Origin of the sequence: Photobacterium satsumensis, from assembly GCF_050336935.1 — a bacterium.
In the GTDB taxonomy this organism is placed as follows: Bacteria; Pseudomonadota; Gammaproteobacteria; order Enterobacterales; family Vibrionaceae; genus Photobacterium; species Photobacterium satsumensis.
Map to the genome: position 1 here is coordinate 223159 of NZ_JAKJSK010000007.1, position 19068 is coordinate 242226.

Annotated in this window: 15 protein-coding genes; 7 read left to right on the plus strand and 8 right to left on the minus strand. The window is 46.1% G+C overall.

The features are described from left to right. Nucleotides 1–434: 434 nt before the first annotated feature. Nucleotides 435–2078 carry a VRR-NUC domain-containing protein gene (locus L4D79_RS12745; RefSeq protein ID WP_428651944.1) on the minus strand — a complete coding sequence of 548 codons (1644 nt, stop codon included), beginning with the start codon at nt 2076–2078 and terminating at the stop codon, nt 435–437. Nucleotides 2079–2312: 234 nt separating this feature from the next. On the opposite strand from L4D79_RS12745, the gene L4D79_RS12750 reads away from it, so the two are divergent. After that, on the plus strand, nt 2313–3767 hold the full coding sequence (locus tag L4D79_RS12750) for a phosphatase PAP2 family protein (protein WP_428651945.1): 1455 nt from the start codon (nt 2313–2315) through the stop codon (nt 3765–3767). A gap of 166 nt (nt 3768–3933) precedes the next feature. Further along, nucleotides 3934–6999 (plus strand): D-2-hydroxyglutarate dehydrogenase YdiJ, encoded by a 3066-nt coding sequence (gene ydiJ / locus L4D79_RS12755; RefSeq protein ID WP_428651946.1) that lies wholly within the window; start codon nt 3934–3936, stop codon nt 6997–6999. 77 nt (nt 7000–7076) lie between these two features. On the opposite strand, the gene aqpZ is transcribed toward ydiJ, so the two are convergent. Further along, nucleotides 7077–7763 (minus strand): aquaporin Z, encoded by a 687-nt coding sequence (gene aqpZ / locus L4D79_RS12760; protein WP_428652591.1) that lies wholly within the window; start codon nt 7761–7763, stop codon nt 7077–7079. Nucleotides 7764–7903: 140 nt separating this feature from the next. Between aqpZ and L4D79_RS12765 the strand changes: the two genes are divergently transcribed. Continuing rightward, a complete protein-coding gene (locus L4D79_RS12765) occupies nt 7904–8056 on the plus strand; it encodes a hypothetical protein (protein WP_428651947.1) in 153 nt (50 codons plus the stop codon). Between the two features lie 135 nt (nt 8057–8191). Here the strand turns inward: L4D79_RS12765 and L4D79_RS12770 are convergent, their stop codons facing one another. Further along, nucleotides 8192–9076 (minus strand): LysR family transcriptional regulator, encoded by an 885-nt coding sequence (locus tag L4D79_RS12770; protein ID WP_428651948.1) that lies wholly within the window; start codon nt 9074–9076, stop codon nt 8192–8194. Nucleotides 9077–9264: 188 nt separating this feature from the next. On the opposite strand from L4D79_RS12770, the gene L4D79_RS12775 reads away from it, so the two are divergent. After that, nucleotides 9265–9939, plus strand: coding sequence for a cation efflux transmembrane domain-containing protein (locus L4D79_RS12775; RefSeq protein ID WP_428652592.1), 675 nt, complete (start codon nt 9265–9267; stop codon nt 9937–9939). A gap of 87 nt (nt 9940–10026) precedes the next feature. Here the strand turns inward: L4D79_RS12775 and L4D79_RS12780 are convergent, their stop codons facing one another. After that, nucleotides 10027–10506 carry a LabA-like NYN domain-containing protein gene (locus L4D79_RS12780; protein ID WP_428651949.1) on the minus strand — a complete coding sequence of 160 codons (480 nt, stop codon included), beginning with the start codon at nt 10504–10506 and terminating at the stop codon, nt 10027–10029. Nucleotides 10507–10672: 166 nt separating this feature from the next. Between L4D79_RS12780 and L4D79_RS12785 the strand changes: the two genes are divergently transcribed. From L4D79_RS12785 to L4D79_RS12795, 3 genes are all read left to right on the plus strand, one after another. Then, nucleotides 10673–11416 carry a DUF2884 family protein gene (locus tag L4D79_RS12785; protein WP_428651950.1) on the plus strand — a complete coding sequence of 248 codons (744 nt, stop codon included), beginning with the start codon at nt 10673–10675 and terminating at the stop codon, nt 11414–11416. Nucleotides 11417–11604: 188 nt separating this feature from the next. Continuing rightward, complete coding sequence (locus tag L4D79_RS12790; RefSeq protein WP_428651951.1) at nt 11605–13407, plus strand: sensor domain-containing diguanylate cyclase; 1803 nt, start codon at nt 11605–11607, stop codon at nt 13405–13407. A 91-nt stretch (nt 13408–13498) separates the two neighbouring features. Continuing rightward, complete coding sequence (locus tag L4D79_RS12795) at nt 13499–13654, plus strand: hypothetical protein (protein ID WP_428651952.1); 156 nt, start codon at nt 13499–13501, stop codon at nt 13652–13654. A 75-nt stretch (nt 13655–13729) separates the two neighbouring features. Here the strand turns inward: L4D79_RS12795 and L4D79_RS12800 are convergent, their stop codons facing one another. The 4 genes from L4D79_RS12800 to L4D79_RS12815 form a co-directional block, all read right to left on the minus strand. After that, a complete protein-coding gene (locus L4D79_RS12800; RefSeq protein WP_428651953.1) occupies nt 13730–16060 on the minus strand; it encodes a YgiQ family radical SAM protein in 2331 nt (776 codons plus the stop codon). A 436-nt stretch (nt 16061–16496) separates the two neighbouring features. Beyond that, complete coding sequence (locus L4D79_RS12805) at nt 16497–17192, minus strand: helix-turn-helix domain-containing protein (protein WP_428651954.1); 696 nt, start codon at nt 17190–17192, stop codon at nt 16497–16499. A 49-nt stretch (nt 17193–17241) separates the two neighbouring features. Beyond that, nucleotides 17242–18522 (minus strand): TRAP transporter large permease, encoded by a 1281-nt coding sequence (locus L4D79_RS12810; protein ID WP_428651955.1) that lies wholly within the window; start codon nt 18520–18522, stop codon nt 17242–17244. Next, nucleotides 18513–19043, minus strand: a complete 531-nt coding sequence (locus L4D79_RS12815; RefSeq protein ID WP_428651956.1) for a TRAP transporter small permease — start codon at nt 19041–19043, stop codon at nt 18513–18515. Before L4D79_RS12815 ends, L4D79_RS12810 begins: the two co-directional genes overlap by 10 nt. Nucleotides 19044–19068 lie beyond the last annotated feature (25 nt).

Below are 19068 nucleotides of genomic sequence, written 5' to 3' on the forward strand. Positions count from 1 at the left end.
AATTCACGTTTTTATTTATACCTCAATACGTTCATAAAATAAAGTAAATACTCTATATTGGGGTGTTTAATTATTTCTAGATAGTGCCTGCTGTTTTTAGTCTGTTGTTTTTATAATGATTTGTTGGTTATGGCTTTAAGTTGGTGGTGGTAAATTGCTACTATGCTTGTTGTTTGTATTTGGCCATATTCATTTGTGGTTATTCTCAGTAGTCATACTTTAGTATTCATTTAACCCGTTGAATGTTGTTTGAGTAGGTTTATTGTTAACTGTTTTTAAATTGTTATTTTATTGCGATTTATTGCTTTGCTTTGTTTGTATTTAATACAGATTGAAAAGTTCAGAGAAATAATTTTTTACAAACTATTTTCTGAACTTTATTTCTATTAGCCTGTACAAAGTTATGTAATGTGATCTGTATCCAAAACCTGGTCTTACACCCATTCCACATACACGACTTTCGCGTTGATCTGATTTTGCTGGAACATCTTCAGCCAACGAATTTGGTTTTTTTGTAGTGTGTCGCCGGGCCCTTTTACCTCAGCAAAGCAGTACTGTTCGTCTTTGAACAGGATCAAATCGGGGAAACCATTGCGGTTGTTCCTTGGATCGAACAGTATCCGTTTGAATATCGCAACTAAAGCCGATGTTGGAATCGCCGAAACGGCCTGGTGGACTATCGCTTCAGGTAACATATCCCAGTTAACCCAGTCATTGCTAATACCTTGCTTGGCACGATAGATCTCGAGCCAATCCTGCCATTCACCTGACTCCAATGCCGCCAACCGCTCGTCTATCTGTAGCCGGCGGCTTAGGTAGAATTTGTGGGAAAACATATCTTTCGGCGAGCGTTGGAATGGGTTGAGGAAAGCGCCTTGTTGAGCTGAAAAGATAATATCCCATAGTGCGAGGCCGAATAAACCACAAAGTAGGGTGTTCTCAAGGTAATAGCTGTGCCAACCGTGCTGTTGGAAATAAGCTGCAACATCCAGTTCCACGCTGGCTTGGTGTTGGGCAAGACAAAGACGTTCGTTTTCGAATTGGGGCTTTTTCCGCGGCGGTTGCTTGTTGCCAAGCTTATTGAGCAGGCGATGGGTGAGGACATCCGCGACATCCGCTTCTTCTTCGTTGGTCGGGGAGGCCTGTATTAACTGGGCTAGGGCCAGTGCTTGCGAAATATTGCCTTGTTTGTCGAGGATCCTGACTTGCCTCTCCCTTGAGGGAGGGCGCTCACTTTGTTGATAGAGTAGACGAGCTTGATCCAGCTTTTCAGGAACGTTGCTACCCAACCTTTCGATATCACGGCCAACATGATTGATAAGCTGTTGCCTTTTTCGCTCTAAGGGAGGCCAGTCAAAACGTTCGGGCAAGGATTCTGCCATGGCCGCAATAGCGGTGAGATCCTTCGCTTCTTTGTATTGCCAATATAGCTCGTTCAGGGCTGATAGCTGTAGCCATTGATCGATATCCTGCCGTTGCTGGAACAACCTGTAATTTGGGTCTATCGGATAGTCCTCAAACTGATGTAGACCAAGATCAGCCAAGACAAACTGACTGAGATCTTGATGGCTATTGCCAAAAAACAACAAGAAAAAGACGGGGAGGTGCTCATTGTGGTAAACCTCTACCAGCCGAACCGTATGTAGGCTGATATCTGGCTGGTGGTTGATCACCTGATTGACAATATCAGGTTTCTTCGCTTGTTTATGAGAGGCCAGAAAATCAAATAGCTGGAGCAGTTCTGGCTTGCTGTAGAGGGCACAAAAGGTGTCATAGCAAATATTATTTGGATTAAGGCTAACCATTTTGGCTTGTTTAAGTTCAGTGAAGGCAGCATCAACCGAGTCAATCTCAGGGTAATGGATCTTATCGTAGCGAAAATAAGGCCCTTTGCGGGTTAAGAGTCGGATATACAAACACTGTGCAGCTTCACTGAGTGCGGAAAATGAGTCATACCAGTGTTTTTCATTGCTTGCCAGAAGATCGCCGTACATTTTATTGACGGTATTGATCAAGCAAATGAAGTTATCTCGGTAATAAGTCGGTGGTAATTCGGGTAAAGTGGTTGGTTTATTCATATCGCATCATGGGTTATAGGTATAAAGGTTGTTATTATGCAATGCTCTTATAACGGTAAGCTGATGATCGAGTGTGAAATATATCATCATTTTATTTCAATGGCTTAGCGATATTTTTGTTGATAGTATTAGCATTAATCTCCCTTTGAGTATCTATTGGCTATTACGGTGAAAACAACCCCAATTATTCTATATTTAGGATACCTTATATTATCGCTCTTGAGTTTAAGTGTTGTGGCAGAACAACGACCGGTTTCTGCGAATGCCCTGTCTGATAATAATGCCCTATCTGATAAAAAGTCTCTGCCTGATAATATAGTGGGCGCTGTATGCGTGATCCGTCATGGTGATAAGTTGGTGCTGCTATCGGAAGTGATCACCAAGAAGTTTTCCCTGCCCGGTGGCTATATTGATAAAGGTGATACCCCTCAGCAAGCCGCTGCGCGTGAAGCGCTCGAAGAAGCGGGTATTGGGGTAGAGGTCAAGCACCTTATTCAATACCGCGGGCGGGCGGCAATATACGCTTGTCAGGCAGTATCACCGATCCCGGTATCGTCGTTCAAAGACAGCAGAGGGTATCCGATTGTTGCATCATGGTTTTCCAAGCATTTTGCAACGGAAGTTGAACGTACCTACCTTATTGATCCCGCAGCTATTGATAAACAGGAATATCGCTACGCAGAAGATGCGCCGCTACTACCTCTATGGCTTGCTGTAACTCCCGAAAGTGATGTGATCATCTATGAGCGTTTAGATACTGAGATCAGTTTGCTGCATCAATACGAGCTAGGATTGATTGAGCAGATCCAGCACTATTCTTCAACTTGGTCAGCACAAGCACAATGGTTATTTACTGGGTTAATGCGCGGTATCAGTGTCATGGGGGAGCCATGGTTTGTCTTTCTCATGGCCGTTGTTTTTGCCGGTTATTTCCGCACGCCTTTATTTCTTGAAGTGGCCTTCTTGATGGTGGTCTCTTTGTTTTGTGCCTCTTTGCTAAAACATGGACTGGCGCTTCCTCGCCCATTTTTTATTGTCCCTGAACTGCAAAAATCCAATGCGTATGGCTTTGGCTTTCCGAGCGGTCATATATTGATGACGACATTGATATTCGGGATCTGGGGGTATTTTCTACAGCGACGTTTTTCTTCAGTTGGGCAACAACGATTGATTGCTGTGGTGATGGTGCTATTGATTTTGGGCCAGTGTGTGGCGAGAGTATGGTTAGGTGTTCACTTTATCAGCGATGCAGTGTTGAGCTTGATGCTGGGTATCGTCATCGTTGCGATATTTATTGTTTGGCGAAATTACGAGTTTACTGTTTTCCAACGCCAATTAACCAATCGCTGGTTCTGGTTGGGCTTGAGTGTGTTAGTCGGCGCGTCGGCGGGCCTCTCTCTGGTACCCGGTCAGGCATACCTGTTTGCTGTTTTGCTTGGGGCCTTCCTGAGTATTGATTATGCCGTGCAAGTTAATCAAAGCACACCGACTATGCCATTTATTCGCCAGCTCGTTGCCTGTGTCTGTGTTGTCGCGGGGGCACTCGCCATTAATGGTACCATTATCGTTTTGTCATCGATGCAGACGGTGAGTTTGATTGTGCTGGGGATAAAAGGTGTCGGTTACCTCTCTTTGACAGCTTGGATGCTTGCTGGCTCTGCCTGGGTAAGGGCTTTGGTAAGCCGTTAGCACGGCCATGGCATATCTTGGTGCAAGCGGCGCATCGGTGTTAGTGGTTTGAATCAGGCGCTTTTTTTCCCGATACCGGTAGGGTAAAGTGTGACGATAACCAAATAATAACGCATAGAGAGGCCAGTCGTCGTAGGATACGGCGTGATACTGGAAAAGGAGAGCAATGTTACCTGCACTGACACACCCAAACGGTACTGAAGATGTCGTACTGTCATTCCTGCAAGAGCTAGAGAAATCAGGCTTTTGTGGGGACATTGAAAGCGCCTACGCCAGCCGCCTTGCAGTGGCGACGGATAATAGCGTCTATCAACAGTTGCCTCAGGCTGTGGTATTCCCGACTCAAACCCAAGATCTGATTGTACTTGGCCAGTTGGCTCAAGTTGATGCTTTTAAAACCATTACTTTTTCTGCCCGGGGCGGGGGAACAGGAACCAATGGTCAGTCGTTAACGCCGGGTATCGTGGTTGATTTATCTCGCCATATGAACAAGGTACTGGAAATCAATGCTGAAGAGGGGTGGGCTCGGGTTCAAACCGGGGTGATCAAAGATCAGCTCAACGACGCTTTGCGCCCTCATGGTTTCTTTTTCTCGCCGGATTTATCGACCAGTAACCGGGCAACGGTCGGTGGCATGATAAATACCGATGCGTCAGGTCAAGGCTCACTCAAGTACGGTAAAACATCTGATCATGTGCTGGGGCTCAAGGCGGTGTTGGTGGATGGGTCGGTATTAGATACCGAACCGCTGCACAGCGAGGAGATCCAGTCTTTGGCGGATACTGGCGGGTTGGCAACTCGGGCACATAAGGTGTCGGAGCACGTTTGTCGAGACAAGCGAGAGCAAATTGTCGATAAGTTCCCGCCGCTTAACCGCTTCCTCACCGGTTATGATTTAAAGAATGTGTTCGATGACGAGCTCAGTCAGTTTGACATCACCCGGTTGCTCTGTGGCTCGGAAGGCTCATTAGCCTTTATTACTGAAGCTAAGCTCAACCTTACTCCCATTCCGAAATCCCGCACCTTGGTCAATATCAAGTACGACAGTTTCGATTCGGCACTGCGTAATGCCCCGATGATGGTCGAGGCGAGAGCCTTATCTGTGGAAACAGTGGACTCCAGGGTACTGAATCTGGCCAAGCAAGATATTGTTTGGCATACGGTAAGTGACTTGATCACCGATGTGCCTAATCAAGAAATGCTGGGTATTAACATCGTCGAGTATGCCAGTAACGATCCCCAAGAGAACCAGCAACAGGTAACGGCTTTGTGCCAGCAGCTTGATGAGATGCTGGCAAACAACCAACACGGCATTATTGGCTATCAGGTGTGTAATGAGCTCGCTGATATCCAAAAAATCTACAATATGCGTAAAAAAGCCGTGGGGCTTCTGGGCGCGGCCAAAGGTAGCAAGAAGCCGGTGCCTTTTGCTGAAGATACCTGCGTGCCGCCGGAAAATTTAGCAGACTTTATTGCCGAGTTCCGCCAGCTATTAGATGAATACCAGCTAAATTACGGTATGTTCGGCCATGTTGACGCGGGGGTACTGCATGTAAGGCCCGCGCTCGACATGTGTGATCCTGAACAAGAACGTTTGATGAAGCAGATTTCTGATCAAGTTGTTGCTTTAGTTGCGAAATATGGCGGCCTAATGTGGGGCGAGCATGGTAAAGGTTATCGCTCTGAATATGGGCCGGCGTTCTTTGGTGATGAGCTGTATACCGAGTTGCGTAGAATTAAGGCGGCGTTTGATCCCGACAACCGGATGAACCCGGGTAAGATCTGTACACCGCTCGACAATGACGACGAATTGGTGAAGGTTGATGGGGTGAAGCGGGGTTATTATGACCGGCAGATCCCGGTTAAGGTGCGAGATAGTTTCAAACAAGCAATGGAGTGTAACGGTAACGGCCTTTGCTTTAACTACGACACCAGCTCACCGATGTGCCCGTCGATGAAAATTAGTGCAGACCGGCGCCATTCGCCGAAAGGGCGGGCAGGCCTGGTACGTGAATGGCTCCGCTTATTGTCTGAGCAAGGGATTGATCCCGTAGAGCTTGAAAAGACATTGCTTGATAGCTCCCCCTCAGTAAAGCAAATCATTGACCGCTTTAGAAATACCTTTGGTGCCAAGCGCAATGAATATGACTTTTCCCATGAAGTCATGGAGGCAATGAACGGCTGTCTGGCGTGTAAAGCCTGTGCCAGCCAATGTCCGATCAAGGTAGATGTACCGAGTTTCCGTTCGCGCTTTATGAATATGTATTACAGTCGCTACCAGCGCCCGGCGAAAGATTACCTGGTCGCTTATGTCGAAAGCTATTTGCCGATCATGGCCAAAGCTCCAGCGACCTTTAATGCCATTATGCGCCCTAAGTGGTCGAAGCGCTTAACGGCAAACGCAATTGGCTATGTTGATATGCCGGCGCTGTCGGTGCCGACACTGTTTGAATGCTTGGATGGCCATCATGCCACCCGTTTTGACTTGCAGTGGTTGCAGGCACTCTCAGAGCGGGAGCGGCAGAATTATGTATTGATTGTTCAAGACCCATTTACCAGCTATTACGATGCTGAAGTGGTTCGTGATTTGGTTTTCTTGGCTGAGAGGCTGGGTAAGAAACCGATGTTGGTACCTTTCAAGCCCAATGGTAAAGCCCAGCACGTGAAAGGCTTCTTGCGTCAATTCGCTAAAACAGCCAAGAGCACGGCAGAGTTTCTCAATCAGCTGGCACAATTAGGTATTCCCATGGTGGGGGTCGATCCCGCTCTCGTGCTCTGTTATCGCGATGAATACGATGAAGTACTGGGGAATAAACGCGGTGAATTCAACGTACTGACAGCGCATGAATGGTTGTTACCGGCACTGAAAGATAAGCCGGCATCACCTAAAATTGACGGTGATGACTGGTATTTGTTTGCGCACTGCACAGAAAAGACTAAGCTTCCGAATGCTGAAAAAGAGTGGGGGACTATTTTCCATCACTTTGGAGCGAACCTGATATCGGTCTCTGTGGGCTGTTGCGGTATGGCTGGCACATTCGGCCATGAAAAAGACAAGCTCGAGACATCAAAGGGGGTTTATGCCTTGAGTTGGCAGCCAAGCCTTGCCAACTTGGATGTCGACCGCTGTTTGGCAACCGGTTACTCTTGCCGTAGTCAGGCCAAGCGCTTCGAGCATATTAAAATGAAGCACCCGGTACAGGTATTGTTGCGGATCTTGAGTAGTCGGTAAGGGCATTCAATCATCTGGCTAACAAACATAAAAAATGCGGCATTGAGCCGCATTTTTTATTGAGGCTTGGGTACTGGTTATTCGTCAGGTGACAGCCACCGATAAACCAGACCGGCAATCAGGGCACCGAGTAGAGGCGCTAGCCAGAATAGCCACAGTTGGCTCATCGCCCAGTCGCCAACCATGATTGCCGGACCAGTACTGCGGGCAGGATTAACTGAGGTATTGGTCACCGGAATACTGACTAGGTGGATCAGCGTCAGTGCCAACCCAATCGCTAGCCCAGCCATTGCTGGCGATGAGAGTTTGTGGGTGGCTCCAAGGATCACGAACAGAAACATGAACGTCATGACAAATTCAGTAATAAACCCGGACACCATGGAGTAATTACCGGGAGAATGGTCGCCATAGCCATTAGAGGCGAGGCCGCCGGCAAGACTGAACCCGGCTTGCCCGCTGGCAATAAGATAAAGAACAAACGCGCCAGCAATGGCTCCGAGTACTTGAAACACGATATAAGGGATGACGTCAGCTGCCGGAAAACGCCCACCAGACCAAAGGCCAACCGTCACCGCAGGGTTAAGGTGGCAACCCGAAATATGGCCAATGGCATAGGCCATGGTGACCACGGTCAAACCAAAGGCCAGTGAAACACCAAGTAAACCAATCCCGACATCAGGAAAAGCCGCTGCCAATACAGCACTGCCACACCCGCCGAGTACTAACCAGAACGTACCTATAAACTCGGCCACTAATTTTTTTATCATTAGGCCTACCTCTGAAGCGTCACAAACTTCATTGATTATAGGGATTCTGTGTTAAGACAATGGCTCAACAGTGAAACTGACGGCTCCTAGCGGTGTACCACTAAGCCACTTTGTCTGTTGAAACCGCTGGACGGGTATTGTTTGCAACAATTTTCAGCGAGTGGCTGGTGGATATGATCCCAGACAATGGCATCCGCACCTTGGTGACGGGCGTGATTGAACGCGGCTTGGCTAAAGCGCTCGACAGCTTGGGTGGCTTTTTCGACCTTGCTCAAGCAGCAATCGGATGATCTGGTTATGGCTTTCAGGCTAGTGGTGTTTATTTTTTAATGACCATAAATCAATGATATCGCCAACAAGGATCAGCGGAGGCATACACATGACCTTTTGTTTGAGTTATCGTGACATCCTTATGTCAGCTGCACTTAATGGGCTTCTTTATCGATATAAGCCTCCAGCTGTGTTGAAAGCCAGCGGGATATTCGCCCCAGTTGGATATGCTTACCGTAGATCACCCCATAGGGCTGCCAGCGCATCGACTGATAATGGTTGAGGACTTTCAACGTACCGTCTCTCAAATAGCTATTGATCAGTACTGACGGCACGGTTGACCAGCCATTACCATCGAGCACCGCATTACGCAGGTGTTCGTAAAAAGTGAGAGCGATATAGTTGCTAGAGGTCGGCGAAACAGCGGTCAGGCTCTGATCTTTGATCGCTGCCAATACAAATTCTGTGGCATGGGCCAAGTCGTCGCTGACCACGTCAGTGAGTTGGTTAAGAGGGTGATCGGCGCGGGCTACGGACATCATGCGGATCTGACCGAGCTGGGTATATTGGTTATTGGGTAGGTTATCCGTCGTTGGCAACAGGCAAAAAGCCATATCTACCATGTTCTGCTCTACCATTTCATCGAGCTCGGGAGGCGGTGCGACATAGATAGAGATACTGCTGTTGGGATAGTTGACACTCAAATCATGAACCAACTGGCGCCAAAACGATTCAGGCAGTGCATCATCCCTAGCAATGCGTAGCGCTGACTCAACCCCTTCGAGATGTTGTTGGCATTTGGCATGGATATCATTAGCAATCATGATGATCCGCTCGGCATCGCTTTTTATGGCTTCGCCAATCTCTGTCAGCTGTACCTGGTTGCCGCTGCGTTGGAGTAGTGAAACGCCTAGTTCATCTTCCAACGCACTCAGTGCCGAGCTAACCGTCGTGCGGTTTTTACCACACTTTTTTGCCGCTTCCGTGATCGATCCAGACTCACAGGTTTCAAGAAACAGGGCTAATTGGCTAAGTTTCATGTAATCCAGTATCCCTTAGTCAGTGGGGAGGAATTGTAATTATCCTTTATTCAGTATTGAATGTCTTCGCCAGCGCCAAAAAAATTGGCGGTCAGTGATTGTCGTATTCTTTCTCACCTAGGTATGATCATGCTTGAGAACATAATACGAATACGAGCGGGGCGGTAAGGCCTTGCACTGAGGTAATGATGCAATGCAATGTGGCACTGGAGCGTAAGCTTTTACAATTTTCAACGTTTTCTGCGCTGTTGTTCGCCCTATTAGGGATCGGCTTCGGGCTTTGGATGGGTTCACTCGTTATTATTTTCGACGGGGCTTATTCACTGGTTAGTTTGGCATTAACTGTACTGTCTCTAATGGCAGCAGCATATATTCGTTCGCCATCTCGCAAAGATTCAGAGAAAACGCAAAAGATAGAGCCTTTGGTTATCGCCTTTAAAGGATTGGTGATCACCTTGATGTGCTGTATTTCGTTCAGTTCAGCAATTTTGGCAATACTGGATGGTGGCCGTGATATTGATGCTGGTTTGGCACTGGTTTTTGGTGCGATTAACGTGGCGGGTTGTTTGGCAACCTATCTGGTGATGAAAAAATACGGTCAAGAGTCAGGCTCAAACCTTGTCGTGGCTGAATCTAAGCAGTGGATGATGGATACAGTGATCAGTGGTGCTGTGATGGTGGGCTTTATTTTAGCTTTGCTGATGAAGCATATCGGTCTAGAAGACTACTCTGTGTATGCCGATCCTGTAATGGTTGTGGTGGCATCTGTGTATTTTGTGATTGTGCCTTTGAAGATGATGTTGGGTGCGATAAAAGAGTTACGAGGTATGGGTGAGTACAAAGCACTCACTGACCTGCATTAACTCAGTAAGGATTGGGTATAGCACTTGGGTATTTTCAGGTAGGAGCACGATATAAGCTCCTACCATTGTTTTTCTGGAACGATATAGTTAACGCTTTAGCAGTAGTGTTTCTTCTATTTCGCGGAAGAAATGAGCAGCATTCATTAGAGAAGCAGCAGTCAATCCCGGTACGCCGTATATTTCCACATCGGTACCGTATTTGCTTTGGACTTTATCGACCAAGAGATCAAAATCCCCATCACCGGATAGTAGGATAACACGATCAACATCGGGAGCGTGCTCCATCACATCAAGCGTGATGCCAACATCCCAATCGCCCTTAGCAGAGCCATCGCTGCGTTGGATAAACGGCTTGAGCTTGACGTCAAAACCAATCCCTCGCAAGATATTCTGGAACTGACGTTGCTTTTCGTCCCCTCGGTGAATCGCATACGCATAAGCCGCCACAACCTCTCTGCCTTGGGTTGCTTCGGCCCAAAAGGCATTGTAATCAAAGTTACAACCATAGGTGTCTTTGACGGTGTAATAGATGTTTTGCACATCGACAAAAATAGCGACTTTTTCCACGTTAACTCTTCATTGGTTGGGCCAAAGGGTAGTATATACCTAAGTCACTGTAATATGTATTCTTCGGCTGTGATTAATCAAACCTATACCAATGAATTGATCCCCTAGCATTTCGGTGCTGGTTGAGTATAAAGTAGTGGCAGGTATAGATAAAACGAAGTCAGCTATGAAAAAATCAATTATTGCGTTGTCTCTTCTTGCTTGTTCAACAGGTAGCTTTGCCCAAAGCTGCCCGGTGAATGTTCCCAACGATATCCATATTGCAGGTGAACAAGTTTCTGTCTATCAGGGTGGGCAAGCCAAATTGTTGATTGACGGTGATAACCAGCTCTTTATCGAAGGCAAGCAAGTTGCACTCTCTGAACCACAAACACAAGCTTTGCAGTCATACAGTGAGCATGTGAAATCTTACCTGCCTCAAATGGCGGATTTAGCCGATGATGGGGCCAGCATCGCTCAAGACATTATTGATGAGCTATCCACCCATTTTGGTGGGAGTGATGCGTTTTCTGGTGCTGAGCAGCTAGTTGATGAATATAGCGAGAAAGCCAAGCAAAAGTTTTACCCTGACGGTGAATTTGTCATGCCGGCCGATGTGTTTCAGTCGATGGATTCAGACTGGAAACAGGAATTCGAAGAGGCACTTAAACACATCAGTATGGAATCAATTTCTGGGGTGATAGCGTCTCTGTCTGCCGATATGAAAAGTGGTGAACTGAGCTTTTCTGACTTCCAAACTCAGCTGAAGGAACTCAAGCAGAGCCTACAAGATAAAATTCGTCAGCGCTCTGGCGAAGTGGCTGCGCAGGCTGGAGATGTATGTGAATCTATTGAAGGGCTAGCAGAAGAAGAGGAGCAACTGCAGCTGATCATTCCTGAGATGAAAGATTATCAAATGTTTTATATTTAAAAAATATGCCGCGTAAAGCGGCTATTCCCCCCAACTTTCGCTGTATTTTGTGCAACACATCACTAAACTACGCTTTTGTTTTCATAACTAAAAGCGCTTTCCCTCCACATATGGATAATGTTGCATTAAAACTTGGTCAATAAATTGACTGAGTGACAAAAAACAAACTTCAAAGGTTATTGAAGTACATGAAAGTACAGCCTCGATTATTGATATCCATTATATTTCCCTTGGTGTTATTCATTCTTAGCTTATTAATGTATGTTGGCTACAGTGAATATAAAAGCAACCAAAAAACGGCGATCAGTCAGGCAACGTCAAATGTACGTATCGCAAGAGAATATTTGGAGCACCATTTTGTTTCTGCCGAAAGTCATCTCTATCTTCTTGAACAATTGTGGGAGGAGAAGAATAGTATTTCGGGGGTTATGGAAGCCGCTCAGACTATCGTGAGTGAAAAGAGCAAGTATTTGGAAGTCGGTTTATTTGCTTATGGAAATTACTATGGTACTGGTGGCTTTTACAAAGCCGCAGCCTTTGAAAATATCGCCAATAGACCATGGTATGAACATGCTTTCCCAGGCCAGACCTACATCACACCTATCTACCTGAGTGGTAGTACGGGGAAATGGACTGTCGCATTAGTGTCCGTGCTTGAACCATTGCAGCAACAGGAAGTACGGATCATTCTCGAAATCAATGTGACCAGCCTTTATGAGAACCTATCACTGCTTAAAACATTGGATAACGGCTATATTTACGCAGTTGAAAAAGAGACGGGCAATATTGTCATGCACCCTGATCCCAGTCGAATAGGAACGCCGTCTGTCAGTGTTTCGAGCGATTTGCTGGTACAAATTGAAAACGGCGAATCCACAGGTATCATTGCGTCTTACGAATATAATGATGAGATGAAATTCAGTGTTTACGACGCGTACTCACTCTATGATTGGGTGGTACTCTCAGGTGCAGCCAAGTCAGAAATCATTATGCATACGTTCAGTATCAGTGCTGTGACCTTATCCCTATTGGTGTTTATTCTTATTATTGGTCTTTCTCTTTATATTATTCATCGAGTTCATATTTATGGCAGACAGTTGAGTGAAGTTGAAAGTATCCATGAACTAAACATCGCTTTGAAACAGATGGTGGAAGGAGTGATAGGTTGCCAGTCAATTCATCTATATATGCGAAATGTCTATTCCGGTGATTTTGAATCGGCACAATGTAAACATTGTATCTCTGAGAAAGAGCTCATTGGCAATTTGACCACTCAACTCGGTAGGCTTGCCAAACTTTCGGCGAAACAACCCGATATGGTTTCTGCGTTTATTGCGCCGGGTAAAAGATGTATCCGTATCCCCCTAACCAAAAATAAGCAGTTGATCGGTTTGCTGTATATTGCGTCTCCCAGTTTAGGTTTGTCCTTTTTTATTAATATGCTGCGTACCTACGCCCAGAGTGCCCTTGGCCATGTCATGTTGGTGCTGCGTATACAACAAACTGATGCAATGACTGGGCTGAGAAGCAAAAACTACTTGCAGGCTCAGATTGAAAAGCAAGTAAAGGCGAGTGCTTCATATTATGTTGCCATGATTGATATTGATGACTTCAAAGTGATCAATGACACTCGCGGCCATCTATTCGGTGACAAAGTAATTAACGAGGTCGCAGATTGCTTAAGAAGGGAAAGTGATCGGCACGCGGTTGTTGCTCGTTATGGTGGAGAAGAGTACGCGATACTGCTGCCAGCACGAGACATGGTGGAAGCCAAGGAAAGATTAGAAAACATCCGCGAGAAAGTCTCAGAAATGCAGATCGAGTTCAGTGGGAAGCGTTGCTCAGTTCAAGTCAGTATCGGTTTGGCTGACGTGATAGACGGCATGGAGCAGTCGATAGCCCGAGCCGATAAGGCCCTGTATCAAGCGAAGGAAAACGGTAAAAATCAGGTTGCCATTTATTGTTTAAACAGTATGTTACAAACCGCCTGAGCTGAATAGCGAAAACATGATTGGCTAGACAGAACATGTACCATTCGTCTGATATGGTTTATTAATTAGCCAATTATACTGTGGTGTTGAGATGCTCAAGCTTGCTGTAATCATCGTACTTTTGTTGCTGGGCGCGCTAGTGACTAAGTTTCTTGATGAAAAATCGCAACAGAAAATTTTGATTGGCTTAGGTGTGCTGGTGGCACTGGCCGTTGTTGGGCTGATGGCATCAGAGTTGATGCGTTAGACCGAATTTTTCCCAATAAAAAGCCCGCGATTGCGGGCTTTTGGGGTTTATATGAGGGGGTATCGCGTGTTGCTATTATCGTGTGCGAGGGCGGTTTGGCTTACCACCGGCACGTGACTGGCTAGGTTTGCCATTGCGAGGGCTGTTTCCGTTTGTCGACCCTTTGGTGTTTTTACCGTTTCGCGACGAGGGAGCAGAGCCACTATTTCTGCCGCTGTTAGCGTTACCGCCTGTTTGACTGCCATTCTTACGCTGACCGTTACTACGTTGACCACCTTGCTTGCCGTCCTTACGGATATCTGGCTGGTTGGGGTGCTTAGTAGCAAAGCGTTTGGCTCCGTGGCGACCTGAACCGCGACGCTGCGCCGGTGTCATTTCTGCTTCGCTGCCTTCTTCAGGCACCAAACAGCTGGCTCTGTCACCGATCAAGTGTTTCTTGCCCATATTAATGAGTGCCTCGCGGATCAGAGCCCAGTTCAATGGGTCATGGTAGCGCAGCAGTGCTTTGTGCAAACGGCGTTGGCGTTCACCTTTGGCAACAAACAGATCTTCACGCTTCTTATATTTAACACGCTTAAGCGGGTTAGTTTCAGAGTGATACATCGCTGTAGCGTTACACATCGGTGATGGATAGAAGTTTTGTACCTGATCACACTGGAAATCGTTCTTCTTCAACCACAATGCCAAGTTCAGCATGTCATCATCCGTCGAACCTGGATGAGCCGAGATGAAATAAGGGATCAGGAACTGTTTCTTACCGGCTTCTTTGCTGTACTTTTCGAACATATCTTTAAAGCGGTCATAAGTACCCATGCCCGGCTTCATCATCAGATCCAATGTGCCTTTCTCGGTGTGCTCGGGTGCAATTTTTAGGTAACCCCCCACGTGGTGGGTCACCAGTTCTTTGACGTATTCCGGAGACTCAACAGCGAGATCGTAACGTACGCCGGAAGCGATCATGATCTTCTTGATACCATCAACATTTCGCGCTTTACGGTACAGATCGATGGTGTGTTTATGATCGGTATCTAGCTTCTTACAAATCTCGGGGAAGATACATGACGGGCGACGGCAGTTCTTCTCGGCACGAGGATCAGAGCAACCCAATCGGTACATGTTGGCTGTTGGGCCGCCCAAGTCAGAAATTGTCCCGGTGAAGCCCGGCACCTTGTCACGGATCTCTTCTAGCTCATTAAGGATCGACTCTTGTGAGCGGTTTTGAATGATGCGACCTTCGTGCTCGGTGATAGAGCAGAAAGAGCAGCCACCAAAACAGCCACGCATGATATTGACACTGGTCTTGATCATGTCATAAGCAGGAATTTTGGCTTTGCCATAGGCTGGGTGCGGGACGCGGGCATATGGCAAACCGAAAACAAAGTCCATCTCTTCTGTGCTCAGAGGGATCGGTGGGCGGTTTATCCACAGCTCTCGATCACCGTGTTTTTGTACCAAGGCGCGAGCTGAATAAGGGTTGGTCTCCAGGTGCATGACACGACTGGCATGAGCATACAGAATGCGGTCGTTACGCAGTTTCTCAAAAGAAGGTAAACGGATAACGGTTGTTTCTGGATCATGACGAGAAGGCTGAACTTGAATAGCCTGTACAGCAGGCTCTTGTGCTTTTTCATCTTTGTTGGTCGCACAGGCTTCTTCTGTCGCATACGGGTTGAGCATTGGCATTGCCTTACCCGGTTTCTCAATGCGGCTAGAGTCAATTTCTCTATAATGCTCTGGGCATTCGCGCATCATAACGGCCGTACCGGCGATATTTGTCAGCTCGGCAATGTTTTGGCCATTCGCTAGTCGGTGGGCAACTTCTACTAAGGCACGCTCGGCGTTACCAAATAGCAGGATATCGCCCTTAGCATCCTGCAGTACCGAACGGCGCACTTTATCCGACCAGTAATCATAGTGGGCAAGGCGGCGCAGGCTCGCTTCAATACCACCCAGTACAATAGGAGTTTCTTTGTAGGCTTCACGACAGCGCTGAGAATAAACCAGAACGGCACGGTCAGGGCGTTTGCCCCCTTCGTTATTTGGCGTATAGGCATCGTCGTGGCGTAGCTTGCGATCAGCCGTGTAGCGGTTGATCATGGAATCCATGTTACCGGCGGTGATGCCGAAAAACAGATTCGGTTGACCTAGCGCCATGAAGGCATCTTTGTTGTTCCATTCCGGCTGAGCGATGATACCGACACGGAAGCCTTGTGCTTCAAGCAAACGCCCGATGACGGCCATACCAAAGCTTGGGTGGTCAACATAGGCATCACCGGTAACGATAATAATGTCACAGCTGTCCCAGCCCAGCGCGTCCATTTCAGCACGGCTAGTAGGTAGGAAAGGTGCGGTACCGTAGCATTCTGCCCAGTACTTTGGATACTCGTTAATTTTGTTTGTAATCATGACTTTACATTAAACTATGTCTAAAAGGGGACACATAGGGAACATTACTCTTTGCAATGTGCCTTGTTTCGTTAACAGTCCAAGGGACTCGTGATATTCAATGGGCATTTCTTGCACTCATATGCCCCAGTTTTAGATATAAATGTATTTCGCCCTATGCTGCTAGGCTTCTAAAACAACGTTAGATCCTAGTATAGGGCTACAAAGGGAGGGGAGTTTAACATGATCACGCCGTATTACAGTAATTTCTGTGTGATGGCCAAGTAATTTTATGGCTGTAGATGATGTCGTGGTTGCAGGCTGACTTTAACTAAGATGCTTAAAGGCAATGTCAGGAGCTATGATGGGGAGGTGTCCAGCCTGAGGGAGCGTTGGGATTAGAAATGCTCACCTATAGAGACAAATGATATAAGTGAGCGTGTTATTGACTAAATACTTAAACTTTACCTGATATCTTAATGGCCAGAGCTTTCAGTTCCGCAAGCTTATCTATAATTGCATCTCCCTCATCCTGAAAACGAGAAAAAGCAATTGCAGCACTGCTATTGTTATCCAGTGTAATAGCAATTGTCACTTCCTTAGGGTCTTCATGGTGTTGCTTGCTATAACCATGATTGCGAGCAAAGGCAATTTTATCCTTTATTAATGCGAACCTATCCCGACCAATAATATCTATAATCTCCACATCACTTTTACTTGAAAGAAGTTGGATACCTATAGTCGATTTGGTTGCATCATATAAATGATTATGTGTGATGCTTTCAGAGAATGATTTATTTGGCTCTGCATGTACAAGGTAGCTGACTTTATCCTGCCATAGCACGCCTACCGAAATGATATATTTACAAGGTAGTTTTGCCTCAACAGCAGGAAGTGTTTGGCTTAGCAAAGATGAACCATGCATCGCTTGTGCTGCCAACACATGGATACCTGGCCCAGGCAAGTAAGCCTTTTTATCATCTTGAATCGCTATCCCCATGGACATCAGCGTTTGTAAGATTCGGTTAACTTTCATTGGCTGAAGGTTCAATAGTCGACTTAACTCTCGGCAACCTATTGGACGGTCACTGGATGCTAAAGCCTGAAGACAGGTAATTCCATCGATAATGCTTTTATTCGGTTGGGAAGACACTGTTATTCAAAACCTCTTTACTAACGGCAGCCAAAAGGCTGCCGTAACATTAAAATATCAAACCTGGGAGCCAAAGGGAAAAGGCTGGAAAGTATGTTAATACGATAAGGAAAAGGAATAAAGGTAAATAAAACAGCTTAATTCCCGAAAACATCTTATTGTAACTGACTTTAGCCACACCCATCATGACAAATAGTAATACGCCAAATGGTGGTGTAATTGTACCAATCAAAAGGTTAATGATGACAATCAAACCAAAGTGAACCGGATCGACGCCGAGCGCCATAACAACAGGCATTAAAATCGGTACCGTGATCAGCATTATAGCGGTTGTATCCAACAGGCATCCCAGTATCAATAAAGCAATATTGATGATTAACAAGATGACAAGCGGGTTATCACTAATACCTGTTAAGTATGTTGCCAGCATATGAGGTACGCCCAATAGAGCTAGAATTGCACTAAAAGGCACAGCTGCTGCAATAATGAAGACCAGCGCACCACATGTTACGCACGTGTCTTTTGCAGCTTGCAACAGCTTGGTGGTATCCAGTTCTTTGTAGACTAATCCCAAGATGATGGAATAGGTAACGGTTAATGCGCCTAGTTCTGTTGGAGTCGCAACGCCGGTTAAGATCCCTGCAATTAGTAATACTGGAGCCATTAAAGGTAAGAAACCTTCTTTGAAAGCCTGCCAGATATCAGCAACTGGCTGACGTTCAAATTCAGGGCACGGAACCCTGCCTGTCTTGGCTAGGTAATAGACCGTCATCATCAACACTAACGCCATCGATAGCCCTGGAATGATACCAGCAACAAAAAGTTCAGGTATCGAGGTGCCGGACAACACGGAGTAAATGATCATGATCCCGCTTGGCGGAATGATAGGGCCAATGATTGACGAGGCTGCGGTGATGGCTGCGCTGAACTCGGGAGAAAAGCCTGATTTAGTCATCGCCTTGACTTCGACGGTACCAAGCCCAGCTGCATCAGCTTGAGCAACTCCAGACATACCGGAAAAAATCACACTTGCGATGACATTTACATGCGCAAGGCTTCCTTTTATATGGCCAACGAGTGCTAAGGCAAACTTAAATATGCGCTCTGCAAGTCCGCCTACGTTGAGCAAATTACCGGCAAAAATAAACAAAGGGATAGCGAGCAGCACATAGCTGTCGATGCCTACACTCATCCGTTGTACAACAATCGACAGCGGTAGTGATGGCTCAAGGGATATAAAAATAATGGCAGATAGGGGCAAGGCGAATGCGATGGGCATCCCAAAAACCCCTAAAACAAGAAGAATACCGAATAGGAGAATTATTGACATGATAGAACCTCCTTGTCTTCTCTTTGAAAGAGTTTTTGGCAGTCCTTAAATAGATATATCATGCTGGTAATCAGCATAGAGATTGTTGATATAAATAAAGGAATGGAATAGAAATAAGATTTGGGTAACCTTACAGGCAAAGCAATGGTTTTCATTCTCGATTCAAGAGGTATGATATCCAGAAGGTGAGTAGCCATAATGGTCAGCAGGCTTATCATTAGTAAGCTGACAAAAATTTCTAATATTAGGATTACCTTTTCATGCTTGCTAAATAAAATAAAGATAGCATCGATACGTATATGTGACTTTTTCTTCCACGCATATGATGCGGATATAAAAACAAGCCAGATAAATGCATACGTCAGTGCTTCTTCAATCCATGCTATTGGGCTATTGAAAACAGTTCTTAAAACAACTTGAGTTAATATCCCTAACACAGTAAAAGCCAGCAACGATACTGCGATAGAGCACTCTATCATGCCAACGCGCTGTAATAACTTATCTAAAATGGTCGAATTCATAGTTTCACCAATTAGCGGCCAGCTT